Source organism: Synechococcus sp. CBW1006, assembly GCF_015840525.1.
Taxonomy (GTDB): Bacteria; Cyanobacteriota; Cyanobacteriia; order PCC-6307; family Cyanobiaceae; genus CBW1002.
On record NZ_CP060396.1, the window covers coordinates 1,233,990 to 1,258,942 of the forward strand.

A 24,953-nucleotide genomic window follows, 5' to 3' on the forward strand; every position below is an offset into this window, starting at 1 on the left:
ATAAGCCTGCACTGACCGGGTTGTCCAGTCGATGCATCCGCTGAGAGGCGGTTGCCTGCCTGGCAACGCCGCTCCGACCCGAGACCTTGCCGCGCAACCTGGCCCAGCTCGTTCCGTGCCCCCTTTCCATGACCTCCCAGGGCCATTACCTCCCCTTCAGTGATTCCGATCCCGGCCTGGCCACTGAAGGGCTGGAGTATCCGGGCAGTTTCTTTGCCGGCACGACCCTGCAGCCGTCCATTGGCCCCAGCGACGATCAGGACTCCCGCCGACATCTGCGCAATCCAGTGGAGGCCTGCCGCCCGATTGCCGTGCAGGTGCTGGATGATCTCGGCCAACCTGCCTCTGCCTGGTATCTCGCCGACATCCTTGATGTGAGCGTGGGCGGCTTCTGTCTGCTGATCACGGAAGACCAGCCCATGCCCCTGGCCCAGCGCCTGCGGATACGACTGGATGTGCGGCCCCATCCCTCCTTCGGCGTGGACGTGATGCCGGCCGTGCTGCGCTGGTTCGTACGCTCCGGCTTTGTGGTCACCCTCGGCGTGGGCTTTGAGAAGCCCCTCGACTCGCTGCCCCTTCTGCTGCCCTGCCGCCGGTCCACCAAGCGTCAAATCACTGCTTGACCAGCTTGTGCAGGTTGACCAGCTTGTGCAGGCTCCTTACCCGGCAAACATCACAGTAAGAAGTAGCGCTGCGCCATCGGCAGCACCTCGGCGGGCTCGCAGGTGAGCAGCTCGCCGTCGGCGTAGACCTCGTAGGTCTGGGGGTCGACCTCCATTTTGGGTAGGGCCGTGTTGTTGCGCATTGCCCCCTTGTCGATGCCGCCGCGGGTGTTCACCACGGGAACGCAGGGCCGGCTCAGCCCCAGGCGCCGCGGCAGGTCGTCGTCCAGGGCGGCCTGGCTCACGAAGGTGAGGCAGCTGGGGGCCAGGGCCCTGCCGTAGGCGGCGAACATCGGCCTGCCGTGCACCGGGCCCGGGGTGGGGATGGAGGCGTTGGCATCGCCCATCTGGGCCCAGACGATCGAGCCGCCCTTGATCACCAGTTCCGGCTTGACGCCGAAGAAGCCCGGTTTCCACAGCACCAGATCGGCCAGCTTGCCCACCTCCACCGAACCGATCTGGCTGTCGAGGCCGTGGGCGATGGCCGGGTTGATCGTCACCTTGGCGATATAGCGCTTCAGTCGGCAGTTGTCGTTGCGGCCGCCGCCGGGGCCCGCCGCATCGTCCGGCAGGGAGCCGCGCTGGACTTTCATCTTGTGGGCGGTCTGGAAGGTGCGGATGATCACCTCCCCCACCCGCCCCATGGCCTGGGAGTCGCTGGCGATGATGCTGAAGGCGCCGAGATCGTGGAGGATGTCTTCGGCGGCGATCGTCTCGCGGCGGATGCGCGACTCGGCGAAGGCCACGTCTTCCGGGATGCGCGGATCAAGGTGGTGGCACACCATCAGCATGTCGAGGTGCTCCTCCAGGGTGTTGCGCGTGTAGGGGCGGGTTGGATTGGTGGAGCTGGGCAGCACGTTGGCTTCGCCGCAGATGCGGATGATGTCCGGCGCGTGGCCGCCGCCGGCCCCCTCGGTGTGGAAGGTGTGGATGGTGCGGCCGCCGATGGCGCGAATCGTGTCTTCCACGAAGCCGGCTTCGTTGAGGGTGTCGGTGTGGATGCAGACCTGCACATCCATCCGATCCGCCACCGAGAGGCAGCAGTCGATCGCGGCCGGGGTGGTGCCCCAGTCTTCATGCAGCTTCAGGGCGCAGGCGCCGGCCCGGACCTGCTCCTCCAGGGCTTCCGGCGTGCTGGCGTTGCCCTTGCCGAAGAAGCCCAGGTTCACCGGCAGGCCTTCGGCGGCCTGCAACATGCGGGCCAGGTGAAAGGCGCCGGGGGTGCAGGTGGTGGCATTGGAGCCGGTGGCCGGGCCGGTGCCGCCGCCCAGCAGGGTCGTCACCCCGCTGGCAAGGGCTGTCTCGATCTGCTGCGGGCAGATGAAGTGGATGTGGGTGTCGATCGCGCCCGCGGTCAGGATGTGCCCCTCGCCGGCGATCGCTTCCGTGCCCGGGCCGATCACGATGTCGACGCCATCGCTGATGTCGGGGTTGCCCGCCTTGCCGATCGCCACGATCCGGCCATCGCGCAGGCCGATGTCGGCCTTGACGATCCCCCACCAGTCGAGGATGAGGGCATTGGTGATCACCGTGTCCACAGCCCCGGCGGCGCGGGTGGTCTGGGCCTGGCCCATGCCGTCGCGGATGACCTTGCCGCCGCCGAACTTCACCTCATCGCCATAGGTGGTGAAGTCGCGCTCCACCTCCAGGATCAGCTCGGTATCCGCCAGCCGCAGGCGGTCGCCGGTGGTGGGGCCGTAGGTCTGGGCGTAGGAGCGGCGATCGATGCGGTAGGGCATGGCCGGAGCTTGGGGGGAGACCGGCCAGGGCCGGGAGGCGGAGGACTGGTGGAGTTGGAAACGGAGGATCAGTCCAATGGACCGTTCACCAGGCCGTTGAAGCCGAACACCTGGCGCTCTCCGGTGAACGGCACCAGCTGCACCTCGCGGCTGTCGCCCGGCTCGAAGCGGATGGCGGTGCCGGCCGGGATGTCGAGCCGCAGGCCCCGGGCGGCGTCGCGGTCGAACCTGAGGGCACTGTTGGCCTCGTGGAAATGGAAGTGAGACCCCACCTGGATCGGCCGGTCGCCGCTGTTGGCCACCAGCAGGGTGGTGACCGGCCGCCCGGCGTTGAGTTCAAGCGTGCCGGGTTCGCTCAGCAGTTCGCCGGGAATCAGGGGGGCCATGGTGAGCAGTGTTGGAGGGGGGATCAGGATCAGCGGATCGGGTCATGCAGGGTGACCAGCTTGGTGCCATCAGGAAACACGGCCTCGATCTGCACCTCGTCGATCAGTTCAGGCACGCCTTCCATCACCTGCTCGCGGTTCAGCCAGGTGCTGCCTGTGGCCATCAGATCCGCCACGCTGAGGCCGTCCCGGGCTCCTTCGAGCACCTGAAAACTGAGCCAGGCCACGGCCTCGGGATAGTTCAGCTTCAGGCCTCGGTTGAGGCGACGCTCCGCCAGCAGCGCAGCGGTCACGATCAGGAGCTTGTCTTTCTCCTGGGGGGTGAGATGCATGGCGGCGGCACGGCGGCTCCACTCTGGCAGCGATCCGTGGACTCGACCGGTTCAGCTGGAACCGAATGGCGCCTCACGACCCGCAGGACAGCAATGGCTGCTCCTGGAAGGGCCACACCCGCGGCAGTTCCGGCGGCGGCAGACCCTGGCTGAGGCGGATGCGCTGCCAGATCCGGGTGAACCAGAAGCGGGCCGCCTGGCTGGAGGGGCCGCGGTAGCGGGCCACCAGGCCCTGATCCAGGGCGCCACAGGCCATGTCGCCCTCCAGGCCGCTCCGGTCCTGGCGGCAGGCCTCCAGCAGTCCGTCGCGCTGCTCAGGAGCCAGGGGGGCAGGTGACGCCCACACCAGCGAGCCGAACACCGGCTGGCCGGCCATGCCATGGGCGCTGTCGAGGGCGGCCCCACCCAGCTCCAGGCGATCGACCAGCTCCCAGCGGGGGCCGATCGGTGTCTGGCGTCGGATCTCCAGCGCCGAACGCCAGCGGCCTGGCCCCAGGTCTTCGCCGGCGGCGGTGAGGCCGAGGCGCACCACCTCCATCGCCAGGAAGGAGGCCCCTTCGCTCAGCTCCACCCGCAGATCCTGCTCAAACAGCCCACCGCCGTAGAGCACCAGTTCCTGGGGCAGCCACTCCAGATCCGCCCCCGCGGCCAGCACGAAGCGCAGCTCTTGCCGGGCCCAGCTGCCGGCGGGGGCGCGGCGGGAGCGTCCCACCGAGCCGTAGACCTTCTGGGCGGCCACGCTGGTGAGCAGGGCGCGGCTGCCGGCGTCCAGGTCGGCCTCGATCGTGAGGCGGTCGCCGCCCACCAGGCCGCCGGCGGTGTGCAGCAGCGGCAGTTCGCAGCGGCCATCGCTCTGGCGGAAGGCCCGCTGCAGCTTCAGCGGTGCCGTTGCCCAGCCCTGGTGGAGCGAGCCACGTTCCGGGTCTGCCGCGGCCAGGCTGAAGCGCAATCGGGCCTGGCCGTGCCACGTTGCGCTGGCGGGTGGGGTGGAGATACTCAGCCCAGCGAGTCACCGCCATGATCCCCGCCGCAGCCTCCCTGTCGCCAGAGCCTCAACCGCCGGTGCTGACCCGCCGCTTCTTCGGCGGCAACCCCGCGGCCTTGCGGCTGGCCCTCAGTGCTGAGGAGCGCCAGTGCCTGCGGGGCCGGCGCCACAGTGTCTGCGGCAGGCCCCTGCTGTTGCACCTCCCCCGCGGCGAGGCTCTGCAGCCCGGCGAGCTGCTGGCCCCCGCCTCGGGGGACGAGCTGCTGGTGCGGGTGGAGGCGGCGCCGGAACCGCTGTTGCAGGTGAGGGCTGCTGACCCCCTGGCGCTGCTGCAGGCGGCTTATCACCTCGGCAACCGCCATGTGGCACTGGAGATCCAGCCCGGCGAACTGCGGCTTCTGCAGGATCCGGTGCTGGCCCATCTTCTGGAGCACCGAGGTCTGTGGCTGCAGGCGATCGTGGCGCCGTTCCTGCCGGAGAGCGGGGCCTACGGCCACGCCGATGCACACAGCAACGCTGATGCACATAGCCACGCTGATGGACATGGCCATGCTCATGGGCACAGCCACGATCATGGCCACAGCCATGCCGCTGCTCACAGCCATGACGGCTGATCCCGCCGCCGCTGCCCTGGCCCGCCTGCGGCTGTACCAGTTGGTCAGCCCGGCCTTGCCGGTGGGCGCTTTCAGCTACTCGGAAGGCCTGGAGGTTCTGGTACAGCAGGGCAATCTGGCCGATGCCGCCGCCGTGCGGACCTGGCTGGAGGCCGAGCTGCGCTTCGGCACGGTGCGCCTGGAGGCGGCAGCTCTGTCCAGCCTGATGCAGATGGAGGACTCCGCTGCGCTGCTCCGGCTGGATGGCTGGCTGCTGGCGATGCGGGAAGCCCGCGAGATGCGGGCCCAGCAGCGCCAGATGGGTCAGTCGCTGCTGCAGCTGCTGCGGGCGCTTGAATTCGTGGTGCCCGCTGAGGATCTCGCCTGGCCCGCCGCCTTCGCCCAGGCCGGTCGGGTGCTGGAAATCGGAGCTGCGGAGCTCACGGAGGCCTATCTCTACGGCTGGGTCGCCAACCAGCTCAGTGCCGCGGTGCGGCTGGTGCCTTTGGGCTCCACCGATGCCCAGCGGCTGCAACTGGCCCTGGCACCCCTGATTGCCTCTGAGGCCGCCAGCCTGGCCGCAACGGACCCCCAGACTCTCTGGAGTGGCGGGGTGGGCGCTGCTCTGGCCCAGTTGCGCCATGCTGAGCTCTACTCGAGGCTGTTCCGGAGCTGATGAGCAAGCTGCGGGTTGGAGTGGCAGGCCCGGTGGGATCGGGCAAGACGGCGCTGGTGGAGGTGCTTTGCCGCCGCCTGCGCCAACGGCTGGAACTGGCGGTGGTGACCAACGACATCTATACCCAGGAGGATGCCCAGTTCCTCACCCAGGCGGGGGCCTTGCCGCCGGAACGGATCCGGGGTGTCGAAACGGGAGGTTGTCCCCACACCGCCATCCGGGAAGACTGTTCGATCAACCGGGCGGCGGTTCAGGAGCTGGAGCAGCGCTTTCCTGATCTCGATCTGGTGCTGGTGGAGAGCGGCGGCGACAATCTGGCCGCCAGTTTCAGCCCGGAACTGGTGGATCTGTGCATCTATGTGATCGATGTGGCCGCTGGAGACAAGATTCCGCGCAAGGGCGGACCCGGCATCACTCGCTCCGATCTGCTGGTGATCAACAAGATTGATCTGGCTCCCCATGTGGGGGCCAGTCTGGCGGTGATGGAGCGCGACACGTTGCGCATGCGTGGGGAGAGGCCCTGGTGTTTCACCAACCTCCACAGCGGTGAGGGCGTGGATCGGGTCGAAGGATTTCTGCTGCAGCAGTTGCCCGGCCTGGCTTGAGCTGCGTCCGGCTGTGGATGCGCGCTTGATGGGCGGTTGAACAAACAGTAGCGGCGGCTACAAAGTTTGGAATGCCCACCTACTTACCGTCCGACAACCGCTGCGAGGCGGACAACAACAAGCGCATTTTTCCGGAGAGCTCTCTATGAAGCCATTCGCGATGCAGAAATCGTCCCTGCGTCTGATTGGTGGCGCCACCGCATTGGCCACTGCCTTCAGCCTGGCAGCCTGCGGCGGTGGCGGCGGCGGTGAGTCCGCCTCCGGCGACTTTGATGGCGAAGTGAAGGTCGGGATCCTCCATTCCCGTTCCGGCACCATGGCCATTTCCGAGAACACGGTGGCCGAAGCCGAGTTGATGGCGATCGACGAAATCAATAAGGAAGGCGGCGTCAAGATTGGGGATAAGAGGCTCAAGATCGTCCCGATCGAAGAAGATGGCGCCTCCGATTGGCCCACCTTTGCCGAGAAGGCGAAGAAATTGATCGATCAGGATCAGGTGGCCGTGGTGTTCGGAGGTTGGACCTCCGCCAGTCGCAAGGCGATGTTGCCGGTCTTCGAAGCCAAGGACCACTTCCTCTTCTACCCGATTCAGTACGAAGGGCAGGAGTGCTCCGCGAATATCTTCTACAGCGGCGCAGCTCCCAACCAGCAGGCCGAGCCTGCGGTGGAGTGGCTGCTGAAGAACAAAGGCAAGGATTTCTTCCTGGTGGGCTCGGATTACGTCTATCCGCGCACGGCCAACACCATCATGAAGGAGCAGCTCAAGACCCTGGGCGGCAATGTGGTGGGCGAAGACTATCTGCCCCTGGGCAACACCGAGGTGGCTCCGATCATCGCCAAGATCAAGCAGGCTCTGCCCAATGGCGGTGTGATCGTCAACACCCTGAACGGCGACAGCAACGTGGCCTTCTTCAAGCAGATGAAGGCTGCAGGCATCACCCCCGCCAACGGCTACTCGATCATGAGCTTCTCGATCGCCGAGGAGGAGGTCGCAGCGATCGGTCCTGAGTATCTGGAGGGCACCTACGCCGCCTGGAACTTCTTCCAGAGCCTCGATACCCCTGGATCCAAGAAGTTCACCGAGGCCTTCAAGGCCAAGTACGGCGACAACCGGGTCACCAATGACCCGGCTGAATCCGCTTACATGATGGTCTACCTCTGGGCCAAGGCTGCCGAGAAGGCCGGCACGGTCGATAACAAGGAAGTCCGTAAGGCCTTGATCGGCGTCAGCTTTGATGCTCCTCAGGGAACGGTGACGGTGCAGCCCAACCACCACACCGAGAAGCGCGTGCTGATCGGTGAAGTCCAGAAAGACGGCATGTTCAAGATCCTCGAGGACAAGGGCTTCGTCAAGCCCGTGGCCTGGAACCAGTTCGTGCCGGAAACCAAGGGCTACACCTGCGACTGGACCCGTACCGACGTGGAGAACCCCGGCAAGTTCAAGATGTGATCGAGCTGGATCCGGGCGGCAAGCCTGGATCCCTCGTTCGGGATTCGGCCACCGGACTCCGTCGCGGTTGCTGCTTTCACGAGGGGGAGTGCGCTCCCCCTCTTTTTGTACCCGGCGATGACACTTCTCTACGACACTCTCTTCAACGGCCTGGCAATCGGCTCGGTGCTGGTGCTCGCCGCCCTCGGGCTGGCGGTGGTCTTCGGTCTGATGGGCGTCATCAACATGGCCCATGGCGAGTTGATGATGCTTGGCGCTTACAGCACCTTCGTGGTGCAGAACCTTTGCAAGAATGGTCCCCTCGAAGCGCTGTTCCCGATCTACATCCTGATCGCCATTCCCGTGGCGTTTCTGGTGAGTGGTCTGGCGGGCCTGTTGCTCGAGAAGACGGTGATCCGCCGCCTCTACGGCCGGCCCCTCGAGACCCTGCTGGCCACCTGGGGGGTGAGCCTGATCCTGCAGCAATTTGTCCGTTCGGTCTCCAGCGCCTTCTTCCTGGGCCTGCTGCTGACCGTGGCCCTGGGTCTGCTGGCTCCCCGGATCACCCCGGCCGTGTGGTGGAAGCAGCGCTGGACTCCCCTGCTCGGAACCGGCAGCTGGCTGATTGCCGGCGGCGTTGGCATCGCGCTGGCCTCAGCGCTGGGGGAAGTGCGCCAGCTGGATCAGCCCTGGTTCAGCGCCCGCAACCTCGACGTGACGGCACCACTTTGGCTGCGTGATTCCCTTGATTTCGGCGGTGTCACCATGCCCACCGCCCGCTTGTTCATCCTGGCCCTCACGGCCGTGGCCCTGATCGGTGTCACCTGGTTTCTTCAGAAGAGTGTCTGGGGTCTGCGGATCCGCGCCGTGACCCAGAACCGGCCGATGAGTGATTGCCTCGGCATTCCAACCGAAAAGGTGGATGCCCTCACCTTTCTGGTGGGATCCGGTCTGGCTGGGGTCGCCGGGGTGGCTGTCACGCTGCTGGGTTCGGTGGGTCCCAACCTGGGCGGTAATTACATCGTCGACTGTTTCATGGTGGTGGTGCTTGGTGGTGTGGGCAAGTTGCTCGGCACCGTTGTGGCGGCCCTGGGGATCGGCGTGCTCAGTTATGTGATTGGCTCCGGTTCCCTCCTGCTGGTCTGGCCTGCGATGCCGGCAGGTCTCAATGAGGTGGTCACCTTCTTCGCCACCACCTCCATGGCCAAGGTGATGGTGTTTGCCCTCGTGGTGGTGTTCCTCCAGTTCCGTCCGGCGGGTCTCTTCCCACCGAAGGGCCGCCTGGTGGAGGCCTGAACCATGGCAAGTCCTTCCACCTCAGCCTTGTCATCTGCCGGCGGCGGCAGCCCCTCAGGTTTCGTGCGCCGCTGGCTGCCCTGGATCCTTCTGATTGCGGCGGCCCTGATTCTGCCTTCGGTGCTTCCGCCCTTCCGGCTCAACCTTTTAGGCCGCTTCCTCTCCCTGGGCATCGTTGCCCTCGGCATCGATCTGATCTGGGGCTTCACCGGTATGCTCAGCCTTGGGCAGGGCATCTTCTTTGCTCTGGGCGGTTATGCCCTGGGTATGCATCTGCAGCTCACATCGCTGCAGCCCGGCCAGCTGCCCGAATTCTTCGGGCTCTACGGCGTCAAGGAGTTGCCGGCGTTCTGGCAGCCCTTCAATTCAGCCGTCTTCACCTTTTTCTGCCTCTGGATCCTGCCGGCCCTGGTGGCGGGAGTGCTCGGTTTTCTGGTGTTCCGCAACCGGATCAAGGGGGTCTACTTCTCGATCCTCACCCAGGCGGCCCTGCTGGTTTTCTTCAACTTCTTCAACGGTCAACAGAAGTTGATCAATGGCACCAATGGACTCAAAACCGATACCGCGCGCATCTTCGGGGCCCTGGTGGGCAGTGATGCGATGCAGCGCAATCTGTTCTGGGTCACGTTGCTGCTGGTTGTTCTCAGTTGGTTCCTCTGCCGCTGGCTCACCCGCGGCCGTTTCGGTGACGCCCTGATCGCCATCCGCGACGATGAACCGCGCTTGCGCTTCACCGGCTACAACCCCACGGCCTATAAAACCCTGGTGTTCGCCATCGCCGGTGCGATGGCCGGAGTCAGCGGTGCTTTGTACACGGTGCAGTCTGGAATCATCAGCCCTCAGTACATGGCGGTGCCCTTCTCGATCGAGATGGTGATCTGGGTGGCGGTGGGCGGCCGCGGCACCCTGATCGGCGCCGTGCTCGGGGCGGTGCTGATCAACTACGCCAAGAGCCTGATCAGCGAGCAGCTGCCGGAAACCTGGCTGTTCATCCAGGGGGGCCTGTTCCTGCTGGTGGTCACCGCCCTGCCGGATGGCCTGGTGGGCTGGTGGACCCAGGGAGGCCCAGCCAGGATCCTGGCCATGCTGGGAATTGCCCCCCTGGCCCCCACCTATCCCGAGATCGATTTCGATCCTGCTGTTCAGGCTGAAGCCGAGGCTGTCCAATCCGATCCAACCCCCGGAGGTTCCCCATGAGTTCCGCCGCTTCCGCTCCTGTTTTGGATTCAGCCACGCCTCTGCTGGAACTGCGCCAGGTGAGCGTCAGTTTTGACGGCTTCTGGGCCCTCAATGATCTCAATCTGTCACTGGCTCCTGGTGATCTGCGGGCCGTGATCGGCCCCAACGGTGCCGGAAAGACCACCTTTCTCGATGTGATCACCGGCAAGGTGCGTCCCACCAAGGGGGATGTGTTCTTCCGTGGCCGTTCGCTGGTCGGGCTGCCGGAACATCGCATCGCCCGGCTCGGCATCGGCCGCAAGTTCCAGACGCCACGGGTGTATCAGAACCTCACGCCCCGTCGCAATCTCGAGCTCGCGGTCAGCCGCCGCGCCTCACCTTTTGATCTGTTATTCGGGCGGCTCGACGCCACCGCCCGTGATCGGGTGCAGGAGCTGCTCGAGGTGGTGGGCCTGCATCCCTACGCCCATCAGAAGGCCGGGGGCTTGTCCCACGGTCAGAAGCAGTGGCTCGAGATCGCCATGCTTGTGGCCCAGGATCCCCAGGTCTTGCTGGTGGATGAGCCGGTGGCCGGCCTCACCGATGAGGAAACCGAGCTCACCGCCGCACTCCTGCGCCAGCTGGCCGGTGCCCACACCGTGCTGGTGATCGAGCATGACATGGAGTTCATCCGCGATCTGCAGGCCCCCGTCACGGTGCTGCATGAAGGTCATGTGCTCTGTGAGGGATCGATGGATGAGGTGCAGAGCGATCCCCGTGTGATCGAGGTGTACCTCGGTAGCGACACCGAAGCCGCCTGAACGCCAGTTCCCCTTCCTTCATTCCTCTTCGGCTGTTTGATCACGCCGTTCAGTCACGCCGTTCCGCCTACCCCTGATGACCACCAGCCCCCTCACCCAGCCGGCCGCCTCGGCCACCGCCTCCGGCCCCCTGCTGGAAGTGCAGGGCCTGAATGTGTACTACGGCGAGAGTCACATCCTGCGCAATGTTGATCTCAGCGTCAGATCGGGTCAGATGGTCTGCCTGATCGGCCGCAATGGTGTCGGCAAGACCACTCTTCTCAAGACCGTGGTGGGCCTGTTGCGGCAGCGTTCTGGCTCGGTGGAGCTGGAGGATCGGGAGGTCTCGCGTCTGCCGCCCCACCAACGGGCCCGGGCCGGCATCGGCTACGTGCCCCAGGGGCGGGAGATCATCCCCCAGCTCACGGTGCGGGAGAACCTGCTGCTGGGGCTCGAGGCCCGTCCCGGCGGCCTGGGGCGCCATCGCCACATCGATCCGCTGGTGTTCGAACTCTTCCCCGTGCTGGAGAAATTCCTCGCCCGCCGCGGCGGCGACCTCTCCGGCGGCCAGCAGCAGCAGCTGGCGATCGCCCGCGCCCTGCTGGGCAAGCCCAAGCTGCTGCTGCTGGATGAGCCCACCGAGGGCATCCAGCCTTCGGTGGTGCTCGACATCGAGCGGGCCGTGCGGCGGATCATCGAAACCACCGGCATCAGCGTGCTGCTGGTGGAGCAGCACCTCCACTTCGTGCGCCAGGCCGACTGGTATTACGCCATGCAGAAGGGGGGCGTGGTCGCGAGCGGCCCCACCACCGACCTCAGCAAGGAGGTGATCGACCGCTTCCTCAGCGTCTGAGCGGCCTTGCGGGCCCAAGCGGCGCTTCAGAGCAGGCGCCGCCAGAACGCTTCCGCTTCGCTGGCGCTCAGATGCGGCTGGGCATCGCCGTTGAGGGCCTTCAGTGGCCTGCAGCCCAGGCTGTTGATCAGCAGCCAGCGGTCTTCCGGTTGGGGATCGGCCTCCAGCCTGGCCTCCGCCGCCAGGCCTAGCTCTAGGGCACGGCCGCGCATCACCCCGGCCAGGCAGCCGCTGGCCACGGCCGGCGTCAGCCAGCGGCCTTGACGGTGCACCAGCAGGTTGGCGGTGCTGCCGCAGCACAGGCTCCCATCGGTGCTGAGCAGCAGCGCCTCATCAACGCCGGCCTGGCGGGCTTCATGCCGGGCTTGGATGGCCTGGGCGTAGGCCAGGGTTTTGCATCGGCTGAGGCGGCTGTCGGCATTGCGCCGCTCGTGGCGACTCACGATCGCTGTGCAGGGGGCGAAAGCCGGCGTGATCGCTGTGAGCTGCAGCCAGAAGCGAGGGCTGGCGGTGCTGCTATCGGCGGGCAGCTCGATGCCCCGGCTGTGGTTGTCTCCGCGGGTCCAGGCGAGCCGCAGGGCTCCGCTGCCTGAGTGGGCCAGGCCTGCACGGGCAATGGCCTCTTCAATCAGCGGGGTGAGCCAGGCCTGATCCGGCGGTTCGGCCATGGCAAGCAAGGCGGCGCCCTGGCGCCAGCGCTGCAGGTGTTCATCCAGACGCTGCGGCCGCCCTGCTTCCACCAGCACAGTTTCGAACAGGCCATCGGCCAGCTGCAGGCCGCGGTCTGTCAGCGGCACGCTGAGCTCCGCCGGTCGCCCCCAGCGGCCATCGATCCAGGCGATGGGGCTCTGCTGCTGTGGCGGTGATGGGCTCATGCCAAGAACTCCTGCAGCCGGTGAAGCGTTCAGCCCAGCTGCTCAACCGCGGCCTGTGCTGAACAGCGGCCTGCGGCTTTGAACCGGCCCCGATTGGTCGTATGGGAAGGGTAGTGACTGTTCGGCACGCGGTGTAGGCAGCCAAGCTTGTGAAGCTCGGCCCAACTGCCTGATCCGGCAGGTTCGCTTTGATCGATGATTGGATCGATGACTGCTCGATACCCGCAAGCCAACCGCAAGAATCGATGACGACCAAAATTTATGATGAACAAAATTAATTAGCGCAATACCATCCGGGCGAGTTGATTTTGGTGGCTATTTCAAATATGTATTGAACCACTGCAGAACGTTTTCCATCAGGCTTACCGTGTTGTTTAGATCATTGAAGTAGTGCCCCTCGTCCTTGAAGAGAATGATCTTCGTCTCGACATTGTTTCTTTGGAGTGCCTCGTATAATTCCTTGGCCTGTCCGGGTGGCGTTCTTGTATCTACATCGCCTTGATAGATCAGTGTTGGTGTTGACGCATTTGCTGCTTGGTAAACGGGCGATCGCTTGTAATAAATCTTGGGATTCTGCTGGGGTGTGCCCTGCAAGAGGGTGGGCGCCCAGCCCAGTAAATCTGTCGTTTCATACATGCTTTTCCAATTAGATACGATTCCACCGGCTACGGCAGCCTTGAACCGATTCGTCTGGGTGATGGCCCAGGAGGTCATGAATCCTCCATAGCTAAAGCCGCCGATCCCAAGGCGTGCGGGATCAGCCGTGCCATTGGCAATCAAGCTGTCAATGCCACTCATGATATCGATGAAGTCCACTCCTCCTACGTCTCCAACAATTGCGTCAGCGTAATCTGGACCAACTCCTTGGGAGCCCCTGGGATTGGGAAGGAAAACGGCATAGCCGTGCGATGCAAGAAACTGCCCCCAGCCCATATAGCCTTCTTGCCAGCCATCCCACCAGGCCCAATACGGTCCGCCGTGCACCAGGGTAATCAGGGGGAAGGGGCCACGAGAGCTCGTTTCACTCGGAGCGATGAGCATTCCGTGAATGATCTTATTATCATCTTTGTTGTGCCATGTGATCTCCTTGATTGGATACAGCTTAAGATTTCTTGTGTCTGGATTTAAGTCCGTCAGCTTTTTCTTTCTCCCTGCAATGCTCAGCCAGACATCTGCAGGCGAGGTTGATGTCTCCTTTAAATAGATAAAATCACCTTGATTGCTGAAGCTCATTGTTGGCGTGAGGGAAAGCAAGCTTGCTGAGGCTGTGACCAGTGAAGTGCTGACGCCTGACTCCATGTCAATAGCAGAGATAATCCCGCTGTTCTTGTCAAGAATCTTGGCTCTTAGCTGGGATGAATCGGGGGCCCATTCGGCTTCAAGTATATTGCCGCTCTGCCTCATCGGCAGCGCCTTCGCCTTGCCTAGCTTGAGGTCAAGAAGCATGGGCACAACAGATGCCCTTGTCGCAGATGGGCCATAAAAAAAGATGTATCTTCCGCTTGGCGACCATTCAAATGGTGTGAAATAGCCGGTGTCGAGGGATATGTCTTTGATTGGGCTTTGCGTTGCGATATCGACAAGTAGCACTGATTTATTCGGAAGGAAGTCATTTTTATTTGTTGCCGATCTCTTTAGTACGGCAATTGTGGAAGAATTGGGTCCCCATGAAAAGCCAGCAATGTCTTCGTCATTTCTGAGTACTTTTTTGGCCGTTTTCCTGTGCACGTCAACCGTGAAAAGCATCGGCGTCTTTGTGGTGTTTGCCTCTGCTTCTGCCTCGGGGATTGCTAGAGTCGTGAATGCAATTGTTTTGCTGTCGGGTGCCCAGCGAAACGCGTCTACCCCACCCCTTGCTGCTGTGAGTGGCGTGGGGTTTGAGCCGTCAGCATCAGCGATGAAGATCTGGGCGTTTTCAGTGGACCCTGATTCTGTGGCACTATTTGTACGCCTTGCAAGGAAGGCAAGATGCTTCCCATCTGGTGACCAAATCGGAGACCAGCTCTCTGCCAGATCGCTGTATGGTTGTTTCCATTCCTGTCCCTCGTCGAGGCTCCTGATCCAGATTGTTCGCCTCGAAAGCCAGGTGGGAGATTTCACTTCGAGGGGGCTGTTCAGCACAAAGGCGCCAAACTTCCCCTGTGGCGAGATCCGCGGTTTACTGGCCTGCCGAATGCCTGCAAAGTCGATGGGCTGAGCCTTTCGCGCCTGTTGTGCAAGAGCCGGCACTGTGATCGCGAAAAGCTGGCATGCAGCAATCGCAATCAGCTTGCTTGAGCGCAGCAAGGCCCCTGCATCCCGATGTCTCCGGTGATTTCTCATTGTTGGTTGAGCCAGGGAAGTTAATCGAGGCATTGCAAGCGTACTTTCCTTCATCTTATCCTGTTTTATTTAGGCGTCAACGCTTGTTATTGCTTCACGGATTGTTGACGGAATGGCGAATGATTCGTCGTGCCAACCCACGGCACTGTCCCTGCGTTGGCTGCCCGCAGCGTTGATGCGATTGCCATCCTCGCTCCCCCCTGTGTCGTGCCGATTTCTCCCGTTCTGTACTGTTCAGGGGCTCGGTGATGAGGGGCTCAGGGCCTCCAGCAGAGGCTGCAGCTTCCAGCCCAGCTCCGCCGCCTCCGCCTCCGGTTCGGAATCGGCCACGATGCCGCAGCCCGCCTGTACCCGGATCGTGCGCTGGTGCACGAAGGCGGAGCGGATCAGGATGCTGCTGTCGAAGCTGCCGTCGTGGGCGAGGCGGAACAGGGAGCCGCAGTAGGGCCCGCGCGGCACCGGTTCGAGCCCATGCAGCCGCCGGCAGGCCCGCACTTTCGGTGCCCCTGTGATCGAGCCGCCCGGCCAGCAGGCCCGGAGCAGGTCCACAACTCCCAGCCCGGCGCGCAGCTGACCCTGCACCACCGAGGTGAGGTGATGCACCTGCGCGTAGCTTTCCAGGCCCACCAGCTGGGGTACCTGGATCGAGCCCGGCACGCACACCCGGCCCAGGTCGTTGCGCAGCAGGTCGACGATCATCACGTTCTCGGCCCGGTCCTTGGCGCTGCTGACCAGATCAGCGGCGGCATCCGCGTCGATCGCCGGGTCGTGGTGCCGCGGCCGGGTGCCCTTGATCGGCCGGCTTTCCACCAGACCGCTGGCGCTTACCTGCAGGAAGCGCTCCGGTGAGGCCGAGAGGATGGCCTCCACAGGGGTCTGGGCCGGGTTGCTCCCCTCGGTTCCCGCTGCAATCGCCAGCCCACCGAAGGGCGCCGGGCAGCTCCGCCGCAGCCGTTGGTAGAGCGCCAGGACATCGACGCGGCCCGTCAGCTCCTGCTCGCAGCAGGCGGTGAGATTGGCCTGGAACAGATCCCCGGCGGCGATCCAGTCGCGGATGCGCTCCACGCCGGCGGCAAAGGCCGGCCCATCGGTGTGCCAGCGCCAGTTCTCCAGCCGCAGGCCGGGCTCCGGTGGCGCCGGGTGAGCCATGGCTGCGCGTATTGCAGGGGCTGCGATTGGTGCTTGTGTTGCGCTTGCCTGGGGGGGTGTTGGGGCCAGGGCCTCGATCGCTGCGGTCATCGCCGCCAGCCGCGCGCCATCGTGGCCCTCGAGCCGCAAACAGCCTGCGGCCGCGTCGAACTCCAGCACCGGATCGTGGCGGGCGGCCCAGAGTTGGGCCATGGCCGGAGATCGCCAGGCTTCGCCGGTCTCCACCCAGCCGCCGGCCTCGTACGACAACCAGCCCATCCAGTGGCCGCCGCCGTCCACCATCGCCGCCAGCGCCGCGAACGGATCCCGGGCGCCGGGCTCACCCGGCAGGCCGCGGCAGCTCACCACCTCCAGCGGCGCCAGGCCCACCAGACTGCGGCGCCCCAGGGCGGTGCCGTCGCCATCGAGCCAGACCAGGCCGTCCTGGCCGTGCTGTTCCGCCAGCGCCTGAACCACCACCGCCGGATCCCGCCAGGCAATGGTGCGGCGCTGCAGCCCACCGCTGGCCCGCCAGCCCGTGAAAGGCTCGATCACGGGGCCTGGTGGCTGGCGAGGTCGGGGCGGCCGGCCTCGATCAGGGCGGCATCGCGGATGCGGCAGCTGTCGCACATCCCGCAGGGGGCGTTGCCGCCGCTGTAGCAGCTCCAGGTGGCCGCGATCGGCACCCCGAGCCGCAGGGCTTCCTGCACGATGCGCGTCTTGCTCCATTGCACCAGCGGCGCCCAGAGCTGGATGCCGCGGCCCTGGCGCCCCGCCTTGCTGGCCAGGTCGGCCAGGTGCTGGAAAGCCTCCAGGTAGTCGGGCCGGCAGTCGGGATAGCCGGAATAGTCGACCGCGTTCACGCCCAGGGCCAGCCGCTGGGCACCCCGGGCTTCGGCCAGGCTCAGCCCCAGGGCGATGAACACGGTGTTGCGGCCTGGCACATACGTGGATGGGATCACGCCCTCCTCCACGCCGCCGCTGGGCACGGCCATGGCCAGATCGGTGAGGGCTGAGCCGCCCCAGGCCGCCAGGTTGACGCTGATCGTGTGGTGCTCCTCCAGCCCGAGGCTGCGCGCCACGGCGCTGGCGGCCTCGAGTTCGCGGCGATGGCGCTGGCCGTAGTCGAAGGACAGCCCGATCACGCGGTGGCCTGCTTCCAGGGCCAGGGCGGTGGCGGTGGCCGAATCGAGGCCGCCGGACAGCAGAGCCACGGTCAGGGGCCGGGGATCCGTGTGAGGCGGGGAATCAGGGGAAGCGGCGGCGCGCAAGGCGGCGGAGGCAGGAGCGTGCAGGAATCCTGGCGGATCCGGCCGCGCCGGTGCTTGCCCGCACGCCTGGATCTATCTGCCTGTTGGTGGCAGTCCGAAGGCGGAAGCTGCCCCAAAGGGCCGGCGCCCTTCAGGATGGGGATAGCGCCTCATGGATGTCGATGACGGGTTTCCAGGCTCCGGTACCGGTAACTCCGATCGCCCGGATGGCCTTCGCTGGCCTGGCCTTGGGGGTTCTCCTGGCTGGGCAGGGCGCGGCACGGGCCATCCCCCGCCTCGATCTCAAGCCCTTCCCTGCCGCTGCGGCCGGTGAGCGCCGCTGGGTGATCCAGCTGCCGGGCCTGCTGCAGCCCTCCCCCGATCCCGCCCTCTCCCCCCACCCGGCCGACTGGCGGGTGGAGCTGATGGTGGGGCGCACGATGGAGGTGGACTGCAACCATCGACGCCTAGGCGGCTCGATCAAGGCCGAGTCGCTGAAGGGCTGGGGCTACACCATCTATCGGGTCACGGCTCCCGGGCCGGTGGCCTCGACCCTGATGGCCTGCCCGCCCAACGAGAAGCCGCAGCAGGCCTTCGTGACCCTGGGCGGCGGCAAGCCCTTTGTGGTGCCTTACAACGCCAGCCTGCCGATCGTGCTCTATGCCCCCGCCGATCTGGAGGTGCGCTGGCGCCTCTGGAAGGCAGAGAAGCGTCAGCGGCCTGCTCAGGTGCTCTGAGGCTCGGTCTGCAGGGTGTGATCAGCGCACCCCCAGGTTCTTGTGGAGCTGCAGGCTCAGCCGCCAGTCCGGATGGGACTGCACATAACCGAGGGCCAGGCTCTGGCCGTCGGTGCTCTGCCAGCCGGGTTGCAGCAGCAGCACCGGCGGATCCGAGCCATTCCCCGCCCGGAGCCGGCTGGCGGCGCTGGCCATCACCTCCGCGAAGCCAAGGTCGGCCGTCTCGTGCACCACGACCTTGAGTTCGTGGCAGTGGCGCAGCAGATCGTCGGATGGAGGGCGATGCCGCTTCGGCGAGAGGGTGATCCAGTCGAAGTGGCCGCTGAGACGGTCCACCCCGCTGGTTTCCAGGTGCAGCGGCAAGGCCGTGCGCTGGTGCAGCGCAGCGGTGAGCTCGTCGAGATCGTGATGCAGGGGTTCTCCGCCAGTGATCACCACGAAGCCGGCGCCGGCCGCCGCCGCCTGCTGCGCTTCCTTCGCCAGGGCATCCAGACTGTGGAGCGGATGGGCGGCGGCGGGCCAGGAGTGCTTGGTGTCGCACCAGGGGCAGCCCACCGTGCAGCCAGCCAGGCGGATGAAGAAGGCGCTGCGACCACTGTGGACTCCTTCCCCCTGGAGGGAATGAAAGGTTTCCACCACCGGCAGTGCCGCCGCTGTGACAGCGATCTGCAGACCAGCGGCGGCTCCTGGTCGTGCCCCCGCTGCGACGGCGGTGGGCTGGTCTGCCGCTACACCGGAGAGCGGCGAGGTCACGGGGCGACGAGCGTGGCCTCGGCCTCGGTTGTTGTCGTTGTCGTGGCCGGTGGGGCCTCGACCTGGGGCAGCCGCTGCTGGGCCGCGGCGATCAGGCCGCGGAACAGGGGATGGGGCTTGCCGGGCCGTGACAGAAATTCGGGGTGGTACTGGCAGGCCGTGAAGAAGGGGTGGTCGCGCAGCTCGATCAGTTCCACCAGGCGGCCATCGGGGGAGGTGCCGCTGATCGTGTAGCCCGACTCGACGAAGAGGTTGCGGTAGGCGTTGTTGAACTCGTAGCGGTGGCGGTGCCGCTCGTAGACCACCGCGTCGCCGTAGAGCTCGGCGGCGAGGCTGCCCGGCGTCAGCCGGCAGGGGTAGACCCCCAGGCGCATGGTGCCGCCCAAGTCGACCACGTCCTGCTGCTCTGGCAGCAGATGGATCACTGGATGGGCCGTGTCGCCATCGAGTTCGGCGCTGGTCGCCCCCACCAGGCCAGCCTGGTTGCGGGCCCACTCGATCACGGCGCACTGCATGCCCAGGCAGAGCCCCAGGAACGGCACCTGCTGCTCCCGGGCCCAGCGGATCGCCGCCACCTTGCCATCGACGCCGCGATGGCCGAAGCCGCCCGGTACCACCACCGCATCCATGCCCCGCAGCAGGGCTTCCGCGCCGCGTTCCTCGATCTGTTCGGCGCAGATCCAGTGCAGATCAAGGGAGGCGTCGCGATCGATGCAGGCGTGGCGCAGGGCCTCCACCACCGAGAGGTAGGCGTCGTTGAGCTGCACGTACTTGCCCACCAGGGCCACCTTCACGGCAGGGCCCGGGTTGCGCAGTTTCGTGACCAGCTCCTGCCAGCGCTCCATGTCGCTGGGGTGGTCGGTGAGGCCGAGCACATCGAGCACCTCGCGGCACAGGCCTTCATGCTCCATGGCCAGCGGCACCGCGTAGATGCTGTCGGCATCGAGGGCGGGGATCACGGCCCGGGTGGGCACACCGCAGAAACCGCCGATCTTGGCCTTGAGGTCGTCGCTGAACGGCCGGTCGCTGCGACACACCAGCACATCGGGCTGGATGCCGATCGAGCGCAGCTCCTTCACCGAGTGCTGGGTGGGTTTGGTCTTGAGTTCGCCCGAGGTGCCGATGTAGGGCAGCAGGGTCACGTGCACGTAGGCCAGATCCTGGCGGCCCACGTCGCCGCGGAACTCGCGGATGGCTTCCAGGAATGGCAGCGACTCGATGTCGCCCACGGTGCCGCCGATTTCGGTGATCACCACATCGGCGCCGCTGTTGGCGGCCACCCGGTGGATCCGCTCCCGGATCTCGCCGGTGATGTGGGGGATCACCTGCACGGTGCCGCCCTGGTAGTCGCCGCGGCGCTCCTTGTTGATCACCGCCTGGTAGATCGAGCCGGTGGTCACGCTGTTGAGGCGCGACATGGCGGTGTCGGTGAAGCGCTCGTAGTGGCCCAGGTCGAGGTCGGTCTCGGCGCCGTCCTGGGTGACGAACACCTCACCGTGCTGGAACGGGCTCATCGTGCCCGGGTCCACGTTCAGGTAGGGGTCGAGCTTGAGGATCGAGACGCTGTAGCCGCGGCTCTTGAGCAGGCGCCCGAGGCTGGCGGCCACGATCCCCTTGCCGATGCTCGACACCACGCCCCCCGTCACGAAGACGAATTTCGCCTGCGTGGCCCGGCTCGGAGCGGGGGGCTTGGCGCTGGCGACCTGGGACATGGTGGAACGGCTGATTTTTCAATGTATCGGTTCACGACACGCCCCTTCCGCCGCAAGGGCCACCCTCGCTCAGAAAAGAGGGGTCAGCCCTCCAGCAGGCTGCGCAGCATCCAGGCGGTCTTCTCGTGGATCTGCAGCCGTTGGGTGAGCAGGTCTGCGGTGGGCTGGTCGTTGGCCTCGTCGGCCACCGCAAACACCTTGCGGGCAGTACGGGCCACGGCCTCATGGCCGCTCACCAGCTCCCGCACCATCGCCAGGGCCGGCGGCACTCCCTCGGTTTCGGCGATCGAGGCCAGGCTGGCGAAGGTGGCGCCTCCGAACGGGGCGGGGAAGCCGAGGGCGCGGATGCGTTCGGCGATCACGTCCAGGGCGGTCCAGAGCTCCGTGTACTGGTCCATGAACATCAGGTGGAGCGTGTTGAACATCGGCCCGGTCACATTCCAGTGGAAGCCATGGGTCTTGCCGTAGAGCACGTAGCTGTCGGCCAGCAGGCGGCCGAGCTCGTCGGCGATCTGCCGCCGCGTGGCTTCAGGGATGCCGATGTCGATCGCTGGGTTGCTGGAAGCTGTGGTCATGGCCGAGGGAGGCGAAGGTCTGGCAGGGGGCCGGGGAAGCCTGGGGCGGGGCCCCTCCCGTTGTAGGAACGGACGCCGCACGGCGCCGGATCGCAACCCGCCGGCCGCTCGGTCGTTGAACGGCTCGGTCGTGTCTCTGGGCAGCGGTTCAGTTGTATTCGCCGGGGATGTCCTGCTTGGTCACGGTGACCCGCCCCACTTTTTTGCCGGAGAGCCGCAACAGCTCATCGCCGGAGAAGACATACCCCAGGCCGGCGCCGATCTGGGCCACGTCATCGGCGGTGGCGGCCGCCTGCACCGCCGCCCGCAGACCTGGATCGTCCTGCACCCTGCCGAGAAAGGCCTTCAGCTGATCGAGGGACATGGCCCAACCTCCAACGGTGGCCCCGAGCAGGGCCTCTGAATTCTGATCCCATGGGGCTCCCGGCTGGACCCCTCCAGAGCTTGCCGGGCCCTGCCGTCAGCTCTCCTCCTCGCTCCAGGTGCTGGCCACATGCAGCTCTTCGAGCTGCGCGTCTGCCACATCGGCGGGGGCCTGGGTCATCAGGCAGCGGGCCTGCTGGGTCTTGGGGAAGGCGATCGTGTCGCGGATCGACTCCTCGCCGGCCAGCAGCATCACGATCCGGTCGACACCGAAGGCCAGGCCGCCGTGGGGAGGGGCGCCCATGTCGAGGGCCTCCATCAGGAAGCCGAACTGGGCTTCGGCCTCCTCCAGCGGCAGGCCGATGGTCTGCAGCACCTGGCGCTGCAGGGCCGAGTCGTGGATGCGCAGCGAACCGCCGCCCAGCTCAAGGCCGTTGAGCACCAGGTCGTAAGCCTGGGCGCGGGCCGTGGGGAGGGTTGCCGCCCACTGGGTCGGATCGCCGCCGAGGTCGCCTGGGTTGGGGGCGCAGAAGGGGTGGTGCAGCGCCTCGAGCCGGTTCTCGCCCTCGTTGAACTCGAACATCGGAAAATCCACCACCCAGAGGAAGTTCCAGCTGTCGTTGTCGCGGTCGGGCTTCACCAGCCCCAGCTCGCGGGCCAGGAACTGGCGCACCCGATCCAGGGCCTTGTTCACCGTGGCGGTGTTGCCGGCACCGAACAGCAGCAGGGTGCCGGGCACCGCGCCGGTGCGCCGGAGCAGCTCGGCCTTCCGCTCGTCCGTGAGGTTGTCCTTGATGGCGCCGATCGTGTCGATCTCGCCGCCCTCGCGCACACGGATGAAGGCCAGGCCGCCGCCGCCGGCCGCCTGGGCTTCGCTGAACACATCCCCCCCGGGTTTGATGCGCACGTTGGAGAGGGCATCATTGCCGCCGGGCACGGCGATGCACTTCACCGAGCCGCCGGCGGCCACAGCGCCGGAGAACACCTTGAAGCCCATGTCCGCCACCAGCTCGCTCACGTCGGTGAGCTCCATGCCGTAGCGGGTGTCGGGGCGGTCGGTGCCGTAGCGCTCCATGGCCTCGTGCCAGGTGAGGCGCGGGAAGGGGCGGGGCAGCTCCACGCCCTTCACGGTTTTCCAGATGGAAGCGATCAGGGATTCGTTGAGCTCGAGGATCTGCTCCTGGTCCATGAAGCTCATTTCCATGTCCAGCTGGGTGAATTCCGGCTGGCGATCGGCGCGCAGGTCTTCGTCGCGGAAGCAGCGGGCCACTTGGTAGTAGCGCTCGATGCCGCCCACCATCAGCAGCTGCTTGAACAGCTGGGGCGATTGGGGCAGGGCGAACCATTCACCGCCGCAGACACGGGAGGGCACCAGGTAGTCGCGGGCGCCCTCGGGGGTGGAGCGGGTGAGCACCGGGGTCTCCACCTCGATGAAGCCCTGGTCTTCGAGGAAGCGGCGCGCCGCCTGGATGGTTTGGGCCCGCAGGCGCAGATTGCTGTTCATGCGCTCGCGGCGCAGGTCGAGGTAGCGGTGGCGCAGCCGCAGCTCTTCGCGGGTGTTCTCCTCGTCGTGCACCGACACGGCGAAGGGCAGGTTGCCCTTCACGCTGTTGAGCACGGTGATGGCGCTGGCCAGCACCTCAATACGGCCGGTGGCCAGCTTGTCGTTGATGGCATCGGCAGGGCGCTCGCGCACCTTGCCCTCAACCTGGATCACCGTTTCGTTGCGCAGGTGCTCCGCCACGGCGAACATCTCGGCGCCGTTGTCGGGGTCCACGGTGATCTGCACCGTGCCGCTGCGGTCGCGCAGGTCGATGAAGATCACACCGCCGTGATCACGGCTGCGGTCCACCCAGCCGCACAGTTGCACGGCCTGGCCGGTGGCATCGGGGCGCAGGTCGCCGCATCCGTGGCTGCGCATGGTGAATTCGCTGGGGAATCGGGGATTTTCCCATGGGGCCTGGTCTCCGCTGACCAGGGCATCAGGCCGGGACATCAGGCCGCTGCATCAGCTCGTGGCTCACCATCAGTGACGGTGGTGCTGGTTCCAGACGATCCCGGAAAACGGCTGGGATGATCGGCGCAGACACGAGCCTGTCGATGGCCAAGCGGCCGGGACCTCTCCACCCATGGCTGCCCCCGGGAGAACTGGCGCCGATCGGCGTCAGCCTGCTGGCCACGCTGGTCAGCACCTTTTCCGTGATCGGCATCTTGTTTGTGCTGCTGGATCTGCAGCCGCAGCTCGGCATCACCACAGCTCAGGTCAACCTGCTGCGTTGCACAGCGATCGCCAGCGGCCTGCTGATCGTCTTCTGTGCCAGCACGCTCTGCCGCTTGCTTGGCGCGAAACGCTGCCTGGCTGCCGGCCTTGCCCTCTGGATTGCAGGCTGCTTGCTGCTGGCAGGCCATGCGGGCCTGGTCACGCTCGCCATCGGGCTGGTTCTGATGGGCTGTGCCGACGGCTGCGTGCGGGTTTCTTCTTTCGCCATGCTCTGCGGTGGCGCCGCTGATGCGCAGCAGATTTCTGTGCTCGTCGCGGCCAACACGCTGGCCAACAGCCTGGCCTTTGTGGCCTCGCCGATCCTCAACAGCTGGATCCTGGTGCGGACCGAGAACAGTGCTGTCGTGATCGGCGGGCTGTGGGGAGGTCTGTTCCTGCTGACGCTGCTGCTGCTGCAGGTTTTCGTCCGCCCCGACAGACGCGAAGCGGCTGCCCAGCACGCCCAGGTCCAGGCCAGTGACTGGATCGTCCTGCTGGCTGCAGGAGGCTGCGCGTCCCTGATCAGCACGCTGCCGATCATCCACGCGTTCCAGCCGACCTGGGTGCCTGCCGGCATGGCTCTGATCATCGCCCTGATGATGCTCACGGCCATGTCCCTGCGGCGATCAGGCTCGATCGCCGGCGGATTCAGATTTCTGATCAACCCAAGAATTGGTCTGCTGCTTCTGGCTCTGGCGGCACTATTCTCAATTGACTACCGATACTGCGCCGATCGCTTTCTGGCGATTCGCTATCAGCTTGATCTCGCCAGTATCTCAGCCTGGATGACCCTGGCCAGCCTGGCGGGAATTGCCAGCTCCTTTGTGTTCGCTGCTGTCAGTTCCCGGATCGGCATGGCCAGGAGCGTTGGACTGGGCCTGCTGGGCTGTCTGATCTTGCCGATCACCTTCGTGATGGCTCCATCCCAGGTGCCCATCCTGGTGATTGCCTCAGCGACGGCATCCTTCTCGTTCTTTCTCACGTTCGTGAGGGTGGGGCTCGCCTCCACGATCACAGCCATGACCGATAAGCCATTGCTGGCCAATCTGGAAGCGGTGCGTCACGTTCTGGCCACCTCTGCCTGGTCGTTGGGTTCAGCTCTGGCGGTGAATGTGCTGCTCGGCACCTTCCGCAGCACGCTTGAGCAGCAGCTCAAGACCCTGCCCTTATCTGACGCGGTGATCCAAACCATCTCCCGACTTGTGGCCAGCGGCCATGGTCGTGAGGTGCTGGAGGGCCAGTACGGCATCTCCAGGCAGCTGCTGATGACAGTCATCGGCAGGAATGCCACTCCCACGATTGAGGCGATCATGAGTGTGCTGCATGGGATGGGCTGGCTGATCCTGCTGATGCTGGTTCTGGTCACGGTTCTGATCGCTTTATCACGCCGGGTCACCGTGCCGATGCTGCGCCCATGAGGTGATGCGTTCCTGCCACGGGATCCTGTCCGCGATGCAGTGGCGG

The 24,953-nt window shown here is 65.6% G+C and carries 24 protein-coding genes; 11 read left to right on the top strand and 13 right to left on the bottom strand.

What is annotated here, in order from left to right:
* Window positions 1–128 precede the first annotated feature (128 nt).
* Window positions 129–623 (top strand): PilZ domain-containing protein, encoded by a 495-nt coding sequence (locus H8F26_RS05895; protein WP_197158217.1) that lies wholly within the window; start codon window positions 129–131, stop codon window positions 621–623.
* 50 nt (window positions 624–673) lie between these two features.
* Here the strand turns inward: H8F26_RS05895 and ureC are convergent, their stop codons facing one another.
* The 4 genes from ureC to H8F26_RS05915 all read right to left on the bottom strand — a co-directional run bounded on the left by ureC (window position 674) and on the right by H8F26_RS05915 (window position 4,068).
* Window positions 674–2,401 carry an urease subunit alpha gene (gene ureC, locus H8F26_RS05900; RefSeq protein ID WP_197158219.1) on the bottom strand — a complete coding sequence of 576 codons (1,728 nt, stop codon included), beginning with the start codon at window positions 2,399–2,401 and terminating at the stop codon, window positions 674–676.
* Window positions 2,402–2,469: 68 nt separating this feature from the next.
* Complete coding sequence (locus tag H8F26_RS05905) at window positions 2,470–2,787, bottom strand: urease subunit beta (protein ID WP_197158221.1); 318 nt, start codon at window positions 2,785–2,787, stop codon at window positions 2,470–2,472.
* 29 nt (window positions 2,788–2,816) lie between these two features.
* Complete coding sequence (locus H8F26_RS05910; protein WP_197158223.1) at window positions 2,817–3,119, bottom strand: urease subunit gamma; 303 nt, start codon at window positions 3,117–3,119, stop codon at window positions 2,817–2,819.
* 73 nt (window positions 3,120–3,192) lie between these two features.
* Entirely contained in the window at window positions 3,193–4,068 is an 876-nt protein-coding gene (locus H8F26_RS05915) for an urease accessory protein UreD (protein WP_231605490.1), read from the bottom strand.
* Window positions 4,069–4,136: 68 nt separating this feature from the next.
* On the opposite strand from H8F26_RS05915, the gene H8F26_RS05920 reads away from it, so the two are divergent.
* The 8 genes from H8F26_RS05920 (at window position 4,137) to urtE (ending at window position 11,514) form a co-directional block, all read left to right on the top strand.
* The gene (locus tag H8F26_RS05920) at window positions 4,137–4,718 is read left to right on the top strand and encodes an urease accessory protein UreE (RefSeq protein WP_197158225.1); all 582 of its coding nucleotides are present in this window, start codon (window positions 4,137–4,139) and stop codon (window positions 4,716–4,718) included.
* Complete coding sequence (locus H8F26_RS05925; RefSeq protein WP_231605491.1) at window positions 4,678–5,373, top strand: urease accessory protein UreF; 696 nt, start codon at window positions 4,678–4,680, stop codon at window positions 5,371–5,373. Before H8F26_RS05920 ends, H8F26_RS05925 begins: the two co-directional genes overlap by 41 nt.
* Window positions 5,370–5,978, top strand: coding sequence for an urease accessory protein UreG (ureG, locus tag H8F26_RS05930; protein ID WP_197159016.1), 609 nt, complete (start codon window positions 5,370–5,372; stop codon window positions 5,976–5,978). The genes H8F26_RS05925 and ureG overlap by 4 nt, the downstream gene beginning before the upstream one ends.
* 160 nt (window positions 5,979–6,138) lie before the next feature.
* Complete coding sequence (gene urtA, locus H8F26_RS05935) at window positions 6,139–7,428, top strand: urea ABC transporter substrate-binding protein (protein WP_197158227.1); 1,290 nt, start codon at window positions 6,139–6,141, stop codon at window positions 7,426–7,428.
* Between the two features lie 117 nt (window positions 7,429–7,545).
* Window positions 7,546–8,703, top strand: coding sequence for an urea ABC transporter permease subunit UrtB (locus tag H8F26_RS05940; RefSeq protein ID WP_197158229.1), 1,158 nt, complete (start codon window positions 7,546–7,548; stop codon window positions 8,701–8,703).
* A 3-nt stretch (window positions 8,704–8,706) separates the two neighbouring features.
* A complete protein-coding gene (gene urtC / locus H8F26_RS05945) occupies window positions 8,707–9,900 on the top strand; it encodes an urea ABC transporter permease subunit UrtC (protein WP_197158231.1) in 1,194 nt (397 codons plus the stop codon).
* On the top strand, window positions 9,897–10,682 hold the full coding sequence (urtD, locus tag H8F26_RS05950; protein WP_197158233.1) for an urea ABC transporter ATP-binding protein UrtD: 786 nt from the start codon (window positions 9,897–9,899) through the stop codon (window positions 10,680–10,682). The genes urtC and urtD overlap by 4 nt, the downstream gene beginning before the upstream one ends.
* A 76-nt stretch (window positions 10,683–10,758) precedes the next feature.
* Window positions 10,759–11,514, top strand: a complete 756-nt coding sequence (urtE, locus tag H8F26_RS05955; protein ID WP_197158235.1) for an urea ABC transporter ATP-binding subunit UrtE — start codon at window positions 10,759–10,761, stop codon at window positions 11,512–11,514.
* A gap of 26 nt (window positions 11,515–11,540) precedes the next feature.
* Here urtE and H8F26_RS05960 read toward each other — a convergent pair whose 3' ends face one another.
* The 4 genes from H8F26_RS05960 to queC form a co-directional block, all read right to left on the bottom strand.
* Window positions 11,541–12,389 carry an aminotransferase class IV gene (locus tag H8F26_RS05960; protein ID WP_197158237.1) on the bottom strand — a complete coding sequence of 283 codons (849 nt, stop codon included), beginning with the start codon at window positions 12,387–12,389 and terminating at the stop codon, window positions 11,541–11,543.
* A 315-nt stretch (window positions 12,390–12,704) separates the two neighbouring features.
* Entirely contained in the window at window positions 12,705–14,675 is a 1,971-nt protein-coding gene (locus H8F26_RS05965; protein WP_197158239.1) for a S9 family peptidase, read from the bottom strand.
* A gap of 270 nt (window positions 14,676–14,945) precedes the next feature.
* The gene (locus tag H8F26_RS05970; RefSeq protein WP_231605492.1) at window positions 14,946–16,394 is read right to left on the bottom strand and encodes an anthranilate synthase component I family protein; all 1,449 of its coding nucleotides are present in this window, start codon (window positions 16,392–16,394) and stop codon (window positions 14,946–14,948) included.
* Complete coding sequence (queC, locus tag H8F26_RS05975; RefSeq protein WP_197159017.1) at window positions 16,391–17,059, bottom strand: 7-cyano-7-deazaguanine synthase QueC; 669 nt, start codon at window positions 17,057–17,059, stop codon at window positions 16,391–16,393. Before queC ends, H8F26_RS05970 begins: the two co-directional genes overlap by 4 nt.
* Before the next feature lie 212 nt (window positions 17,060–17,271).
* Between queC and H8F26_RS05980 the strand changes: the two genes are divergently transcribed.
* Window positions 17,272–17,826, top strand: a complete 555-nt coding sequence (locus H8F26_RS05980) for an ecotin (RefSeq protein ID WP_231598086.1) — start codon at window positions 17,272–17,274, stop codon at window positions 17,824–17,826.
* Between the two features lie 21 nt (window positions 17,827–17,847).
* On the opposite strand, the gene H8F26_RS05985 is transcribed toward H8F26_RS05980, so the two are convergent.
* The 5 genes from H8F26_RS05985 to aspS form a co-directional block, all read right to left on the bottom strand.
* Window positions 17,848–18,492, bottom strand: coding sequence for a 7-carboxy-7-deazaguanine synthase QueE (locus H8F26_RS05985; protein ID WP_197159020.1), 645 nt, complete (start codon window positions 18,490–18,492; stop codon window positions 17,848–17,850).
* Between the two features lie 83 nt (window positions 18,493–18,575).
* Window positions 18,576–20,291, bottom strand: coding sequence for a CTP synthase (locus H8F26_RS05990; RefSeq protein WP_197158241.1), 1,716 nt, complete (start codon window positions 20,289–20,291; stop codon window positions 18,576–18,578).
* Between the two features lie 83 nt (window positions 20,292–20,374).
* Window positions 20,375–20,866, bottom strand: coding sequence for a Dps family protein (locus tag H8F26_RS05995; RefSeq protein WP_197158243.1), 492 nt, complete (start codon window positions 20,864–20,866; stop codon window positions 20,375–20,377).
* Between the two features lie 148 nt (window positions 20,867–21,014).
* A complete protein-coding gene (locus H8F26_RS06000; RefSeq protein WP_197158245.1) occupies window positions 21,015–21,230 on the bottom strand; it encodes a Nif11-like leader peptide family natural product precursor in 216 nt (71 codons plus the stop codon).
* A gap of 96 nt (window positions 21,231–21,326) precedes the next feature.
* A complete protein-coding gene (gene aspS / locus H8F26_RS06005) occupies window positions 21,327–23,150 on the bottom strand; it encodes an aspartate--tRNA ligase (protein WP_197159021.1) in 1,824 nt (607 codons plus the stop codon).
* A gap of 179 nt (window positions 23,151–23,329) precedes the next feature.
* On the opposite strand from aspS, the gene H8F26_RS06010 reads away from it, so the two are divergent.
* Complete coding sequence (locus tag H8F26_RS06010) at window positions 23,330–24,907, top strand: MFS transporter (protein WP_197158247.1); 1,578 nt, start codon at window positions 23,330–23,332, stop codon at window positions 24,905–24,907.
* Window positions 24,908–24,953: the final 46 nt, after the last annotated feature.